Annotated in this window: 8 protein-coding genes and 1 pseudogene; all 9 read right to left on the minus strand. The window is 33.4% G+C overall.

The genetic code is table 11. The features are described 5' to 3' along the window. Positions 1–518: outer membrane beta-barrel protein (locus VFS71_RS17450; RefSeq protein WP_326402879.1), on the minus strand; the 518-nt coding region annotated here is incomplete at its 3' end. 5 nt (positions 519–523) lie between these two features. After that, positions 524–1,159 carry a hypothetical protein gene (locus VFS71_RS17455; RefSeq protein ID WP_326402880.1) on the minus strand — a complete coding sequence of 212 codons (636 nt, stop codon included), beginning with the start codon at positions 1,157–1,159 and terminating at the stop codon, positions 524–526. Beyond that, on the minus strand, positions 1,137–1,772 hold the full coding sequence (locus VFS71_RS17460; protein ID WP_326402882.1) for an outer membrane lipoprotein carrier protein LolA: 636 nt from the start codon (positions 1,770–1,772) through the stop codon (positions 1,137–1,139). Before VFS71_RS17460 ends, VFS71_RS17455 begins: the two co-directional genes overlap by 23 nt. Beyond that, on the minus strand, positions 1,762–2,535 hold the full coding sequence (locus tag VFS71_RS17465; protein ID WP_326402884.1) for a polysaccharide deacetylase family protein: 774 nt from the start codon (positions 2,533–2,535) through the stop codon (positions 1,762–1,764). Before VFS71_RS17465 ends, VFS71_RS17460 begins: the two co-directional genes overlap by 11 nt. Then, the gene (locus VFS71_RS17470) at positions 2,532–3,596 is read right to left on the minus strand and encodes a beta-ketoacyl synthase chain length factor (RefSeq protein WP_326402885.1); all 1,065 of its coding nucleotides are present in this window, start codon (positions 3,594–3,596) and stop codon (positions 2,532–2,534) included. The genes VFS71_RS17465 and VFS71_RS17470 overlap by 4 nt, the downstream gene beginning before the upstream one ends. A gap of 9 nt (positions 3,597–3,605) precedes the next feature. Further along, the gene (locus VFS71_RS17475; protein ID WP_326402887.1) at positions 3,606–4,808 is read right to left on the minus strand and encodes a beta-ketoacyl-[acyl-carrier-protein] synthase family protein; all 1,203 of its coding nucleotides are present in this window, start codon (positions 4,806–4,808) and stop codon (positions 3,606–3,608) included. 131 nt (positions 4,809–4,939) lie between these two features. Continuing rightward, complete coding sequence (locus tag VFS71_RS17480; RefSeq protein ID WP_326402889.1) at positions 4,940–5,197, minus strand: phosphopantetheine-binding protein; 258 nt, start codon at positions 5,195–5,197, stop codon at positions 4,940–4,942. Between the two features lie 2 nt (positions 5,198–5,199). Then, the gene (locus VFS71_RS17485) at positions 5,200–5,817 is read right to left on the minus strand and encodes a 3-oxoacyl-ACP synthase (RefSeq protein WP_326402891.1); all 618 of its coding nucleotides are present in this window, start codon (positions 5,815–5,817) and stop codon (positions 5,200–5,202) included. Further along, positions 5,817–6,270 (minus strand): annotated as a pseudogene (locus VFS71_RS17490) (beta-ketoacyl synthase); the annotation flags it as partial. The gene VFS71_RS17485 and the pseudogene VFS71_RS17490, both read right to left, overlap by 1 nt.

Genomic DNA, 6,270 nt, shown 5'->3' on the forward strand with positions numbered 1-6,270 from the left:
ATTCCTTTTTTAACCCTTCCTTCAATACCAAAATTAGGCGTAATATTGAAACCCAAACCCAAAACAAAAGCCATATCCACATTGGCATCTGCATTGAAATTTTTATCGGTAACAAAATCAAGGGTTGGGCCAAAATGAACATTCAATCTATCGGCAAAAGTAAACTTATTTAATACTTCAAAAGACAAATAATCCACATCCAAATCGGCGCTGTTGGTTGTTGATCTATAATTTGAACCTTGACCAGAATAATCAATCTCGGGTTGCAAAGTATAAAATTTAGACAGCTTTATAGCACCATAAAAACCAATATAAAAATCCGTTTTTGATTCATAGTGAAGATTAGACACGCTAGGATTGGGATTATAAGGATCCGCATAATAATAATTCCCTTTAGTGAAATGACTAAAATTAGCTCCTCCTCTAAATCCAGGTTTAAAACTTACCTGAGCCTGTGTTTGTACAATTCCAAAAAAAGTAAAAAATAAAATCAGTATTCCTTTTGTTCTTTTATTCATAATGGTTAATTGGCTTGTTGGTTAAAATAATTCAGTTCAATCTTTAGCTTTATGTTTTGATGCTGAATGATAATCTTTTCAGCAAAAATATTGCTTTCCGCAGTATAAAAAATGTTTATTACTTCTTTTCTTTTAGAAGCATGTACAATTTTACTTAATTTATCTGTTGCTTTTGAAACGAACAGATAATTCATTTTGTCATTGTCCAATGCCTTATAAACCCTGTTATCATTATTTTCAAACTGTTCACTAATCCTATATTGGCTTCTCAAAAGCAATCTGAAATCATTGATTAAAGTGTTTACCACTATTTTCCTGTCTAATTCTTCAACAATAAAATTGACTTTAAAATCAGTTTCCGAAATTTCAAAATCCATTAGCTTGTTCCCAAATTCAGTTGTAAACACCACTCTATGTGCTGTATCATTTATTTTTTTTGCAATAAAAATACCTGTCAATTCCTTTCCGTAAACCGAAATATTGGCTTTGTAAACATAATCTAGTGCAGGATTAGAAAAATAAGGCACTTCCAAAGAAGTTTTTTCTAAACCTACCGTTTTATAGTCTTTCACCACATTATTGGTTGAACAAGACGACAAAACAAGAACCAGAATACTGCTAATTTGTAAAAGAAGCTTCATCGACTTTGGAATTGATTACTTTATTTTTGAATACAATCCGGGTAAAATCTGCAGATGATTCCAATAATTTGACCTGAACAACGGTAGCATCTTCTTTATCAAAAGTCAATTCAATTTGCTTAATGTATTTTTTTAGAGTTGCATCCTTTGGAATAAACTTGGTAATATTTTGGTCTTTATTTTTAAAATACGAAATAGAAAATTCCTTATCATCAAATAAATCTCCACTCACACTTCCCACAATCAGTTTGTTAATTTTTCCAAACAATTTGCTGTTCCCAATATCTACAGCACTTTTTTTCCCTTCGTCATTAATCAATATTTTTCCGTTTTTAAAAACTATCGAATAATTATACGGTTTTTTGTACTGCCAAAGCAATAAATTAGGCTCCTTGAAAATCATTTTTCCAGAGGTTTCAATATCTTTTGACAGAAAATCCAGATGCTTGTATTGCACAAAATCAGTACTCAATGTCTTGATTTTTTTTGACACCATCGAAACAGATTGCTTGAATACAACAATTTCACTTTCGCTCATTTTTTGTTCTTGAGCCAAAGATTTAAAAAAGGAAACGTTCAAAAAAATCAGTAACAGAATAAGTTTAATTCTCATAAGCTTTTATATTCAGAAGTTCTTCTAAAGGAACAACAGTGTAATTGTTTTTTTGCAAAAACGATAACAATTGCTCTAACACATGTAAAGTTTGAATCGATGTATCGTGCAAAAGTACGATTCCTCCAGGTTTAATTCTTTTAATAATTCGATCCAAAAGAAAATCTTCTTTTTTGACAACTCCATCCAAAGACCTAATATTCCAACCAATAGTTTTGTGCATGGTTATTGCTAATGCTTGACGAATCGAAGGATTCGTAACTCCATAAGGCGGTCTGAATAGTGTTGTCTTTTTCCCTAAAACAGATTCAATCAAAGCATCAGTTTGTTGAATTTCGGCAAGCACTTGTTTTTTTCTGTAAAAGTCAAAAAAAGGAGAATGACTATAGGAATGATTCCCAACAGTATGTCCCTCCTCTATTGTTTTCCTTAAAATATCGGGATGCGTTTCAATATTTTTTCCAATGCAAAAAAAAGTAGCTTTTACGTTGTGTTTTCTTAAAATGTCCAAAACCAACAGCGTCATTTCATGCGGTCCATCATCAAAGGTAAGAGCTATTTTTTTTTCGGTTTCCGATGGGTTTCCACAATAAGCTTGAACGTGATAATTGGATCCGATAAACGCCGATCCCCAAAATACAACCAAAAACCAAAGAAAACCAACAAACACGAAATACTTGATTTCTACTACTGTAAAAAAACTTAAGAAAGCGAGTAGCATAATAACCAAAATAAAAAAAACTGTTACTCTTTTATGTTTCAATAGCTCGAAATTAAAGTGAAACTATGGTCAATTCCGTTGCGTTGATTGTACAAAAGAATAGTTTTATAAGATTGTTTATCCAACGAGTTTAGCTTTACAATATCTGGAATACTTTGCGTTTGGATAATTTTGGATCCAACCCATAATCCAAATGCCGAAGCGGTATCATACTCGCCACTCAAATGCTTGTAGTATACTTGTGGAGTGTTTTCAAAAGTAGTATCCGACAGATTTTTATAAAATAAATCAGAATCCACATCACCATTATATCCTAGCAAAATAGCATCAATATCGGTAATTTCTAAACCATTGGAAGCAAGAAAAGAAATGATTTTATTTTCAACTTCCGTTACGCCTAATTTATTGAAGATTTCTATATCCAAAATTTCGGCAATCGTATTCTCTTTTATTTCATTTTCTAAAACAAAAAAAGTGGCTCCTTCACCAAAAACGACTCCTTTTGTAGTTGACTCTAAAACCGAATACGGGCCTTCATTCTCTTTCTTTATAAACCCCGCCAATCTGAACAGTGACATCGTATAATCGGCAGTTTCATCAATTCCTCCAACCAATAGGCTTGAAGCATCTTCTTCTTCAATCATCATTTTGGCATCAAAAAGTGCCGATTCAAAAGAAATCGAACCGTTTACATAGGTCAGATTATATGCTTTACATTGCAATCCTAAAGCAATTTGTCCACCAACAGTATTGTGCGTCGATTGAATAAACGAAGTAGGCGTCAAGAACTGTTCATCATTATCCAATATGGCTTTAAGGAATTTCTCAGAATCTTCGATGCAACCCATTCCAGTTCCCGTAATAATAGCATCAACGGTTTCCAAATGGGCTTCTCTAAGAGCAAGACTGGAAGCTACAATTCCGTTTTTTACCCCTTTTGCCATTCTTCTAATGGCAACTGGAGGGATAAAATCTTTGTAAACGGGAATTTTTAATGGTAAAATGGTATCATTTTCGTTTAATTCTGCTTCTTCCAAAAAAACAGTGTCGAACGTTTTTTGAGCCGAAATACAACCTAATCCATTGATATATGTCTTTTTCATACGTTGTTCTTATTCGCTTTTAGAAAATATAAGAGTCGAACAATTTCCACCAAATCCAAAGGAATTAGAAAGTACGTGTTCTATATTTTTATGTTTTAAAGTCGTTTGTGGCACCAAATTAAATTCTTCCATTGGTGTTTCAAAATTCATATTTGGGAAAACCACATTATTCTGAATGGCCAATACACTATAAACTGCTTCAATAGCAGCCGCAGCCGCCAAAGTATGTCCCGTAAAAGGTTTGGTAGAACTAAAGTCCGGAACTTTACTTTCGCCAAACAATCGAGCTATAGCTCTGCCTTCAGACAAATCATTATTCGGAGTAGCAGTACCGTGAACATTGATATAATCGATTTGTTCCGGCTGCAATTGTGCAATTTTAAAAGCTTTTTCCATTGCCAAAAATGCACCATCCCCATTCTCTGAAGAGGCTGTCTGATGAAAAGCGTCATTTGCATTTGCATAACCCGAAACCCGTGCCAGTACTTTTTTATTTTCTTTTTGTACTAATTCTTCAGATTCCAAAACCAAATAAGCAGCAGCTTCACCAAGATTTAAACCGTTTCTGTTATTATCAAATGGTTTATTATAACCATCGGACAAAATCATAAGTGTTTTGAAACCATTAATCGTAAATTTGGACAAAGCATCGGTTCCCCCGACAATAACGCGGTCGAGTTTACCTGATTTTATTAACCTAGCACCCAGCATAATAGCATTTGCCGCAGAAGAACAGGCTGTACTAATTGTGGTTACCATACCTTTTAAACCCAGTTCACCAGCAATCTTATTGGTATTATCACCGGCATTATGACTGCCAATGTATTTTATTACTTCGGGATTTTCAAAATATTCGTGGTAATAGCGTTCTGTCATATCCATTCCGCCCACACTCGTAGCCGAAATCAATCCTGTCCTGTATTCATTAATTGAAGTTATACCTGCATTTTTCACGGCCTGTTTAGCTGCAATTGTACCAAGCATTGCCGTTCTGGAAAAATTATTGTCTTTTCCTAATTGCAATTCATCAATTAATTCTTGATTGGTTTTCTTTATTTCGCCAACCTTTATTACATCAACATGTACAGTCGTTATATTTTCGATAGTTGTAATTCCAACTTGACTATGTAACAATGCGTCATAATTCTCCTCAACCGAATTTCCGATTGAAGAAATAATACCCATTCCTGTTATGGCGACGCCTTTATTCATTTGGATTGCTGAATTATTAGATTAAATAACTGGACTTCATGAATTATTAGATCACTCACTCCTCTTTTTTAGAAATCTTTTAAAGTCTAAAAACCAAAGAGGGCTAATAATCTACACTCTAAAATCTAAAATTATTTAACTCTGTTTACATCTATATAAGCAGCCATAGTATCTATAGACTTAAAAATAGTTTTTCCCTCTTTCGGATCAACTAATTTAATACCGTAATCTTTATCCAGCATTACAATAAGTTCCAATGCATCAATAGAATCAAGTCCCAATCCGTCGCCAAATAAGGCATCATCATCGTTTATATCTGCTATTGCTATATCTTCTAGGTTTAGAACTTCAATGATTTTACCTTTTAATTCTTGTTTTAATGCTTCCATAATTATTGATTGTATATTTTTTTTAATAGTTCCTGATTGTGTTCTAATTTACCTTCCTTATCCACTAAATACAGAAAGGCCTTGTAATCTTCATTATAATATTCAACCCAGCCACATAATACTTTATCTGCTTTTTGGGTTTCCAAAAGTATGCTACTGTATTTCTCCATAAATTCAGGGTTGTAATCCGCAAATATAAAGAAAGAATTTTCGCTTTTCAATTGATGCTTGATACTAATTTCTCCTAAACATATATTAGGCAGCGTATAAACAAAAACGGCTGGACTTGGATAATAATTTTCTGCGTCTGAAATTGAATTTTGATATTTTACATCCGTATCCAAACTCGATGATTTATTAGCAAATACCAATGCCGTATTATTTTCTGTTGATGTATTGCTTTCTTTTTTTAAAAGTAATTCTGCTCCCAAAAAAGCCAATTTACTCAAATTATCCATTTTAAAAAACTTAGGATAATTCATTTCCAAATACTGATACGCTTTCTTTGAAAAATCGCTGAATACAGTCGGTTCTATACTGAAAACAAATTCCCCATTCAGCAAAATTTGATTATTCTGAATCGTACAAAAGGATTGTATATAGGTTTTGTTTACTGCCATTAGTTTACTTTTTCGAATACAACTGCCGTATTACAACCTCCAAAACCCGATGCCGTTTTTAGAAAAAAGTGAATATTTTTATCCTCATTCTTTTCAATAACATTAATCGGCTGACTCACTCCAATGGTATCAAAACCTAATGAAACAAATAATTTATTTTCTAGCGCCGATTGAATTCCAATAACAGTTTCCAACAATCCTGACGCTCCCAATGTATGCCCGTAAAACCCTTTAAGACTATTCAGCGGAATATTTTCAAGCCCCAATCTATTCAGAGCTATCGCTTCCATTTCGTCATTGAAAGGAGTTGCAGTGCCGTGTGCCGAAATATAATCAATTTGATTACTGTTTATTTTGGCTTCCGCCAAAGCGCTTTGAATACTTCTAAAAAGTCCTTCCCCAGTTCTCGACGGTCCTGAAATATGATTCGCATCATTGATGGAACCATCTCCT

Origin of the sequence: Flavobacterium sp., from assembly GCF_035760125.1 — a bacterium.
In the GTDB taxonomy this organism is placed as follows: domain Bacteria; phylum Bacteroidota; class Bacteroidia; order Flavobacteriales; family Flavobacteriaceae; genus Flavobacterium.

Excerpts from the sequence above, each read along its gene's own strand:
- VFS71_RS17455 (WP_326402880.1), bottom strand. The coding sequence starts at position 1,159 with ATGAAGCTTCTTTTACAAATTAGCAGTATTCTGGTTCTTGTTTTGTCG.
- VFS71_RS17460 (WP_326402882.1), bottom strand. The coding sequence starts at position 1,772 with ATGAGAATTAAACTTATTCTGTTACTGATTTTTTTGAACGTTTCCTTT.
- VFS71_RS17470 (WP_326402885.1), bottom strand. The coding sequence starts at position 3,596 with ATGAAAAAGACATATATCAATGGATTAGGTTGTATTTCGGCTCAAAAA.
- VFS71_RS17475 (WP_326402887.1), bottom strand. The coding sequence starts at position 4,808 with ATGAATAAAGGCGTCGCCATAACAGGAATGGGTATTATTTCTTCAATC.
- VFS71_RS17480 (WP_326402889.1), bottom strand. The coding sequence starts at position 5,197 with ATGGAAGCATTAAAACAAGAATTAAAAGGTAAAATCATTGAAGTTCTA.
- VFS71_RS17485 (WP_326402891.1), bottom strand. The coding sequence starts at position 5,817 with ATGGCAGTAAACAAAACCTATATACAATCCTTTTGTACGATTCAGAAT.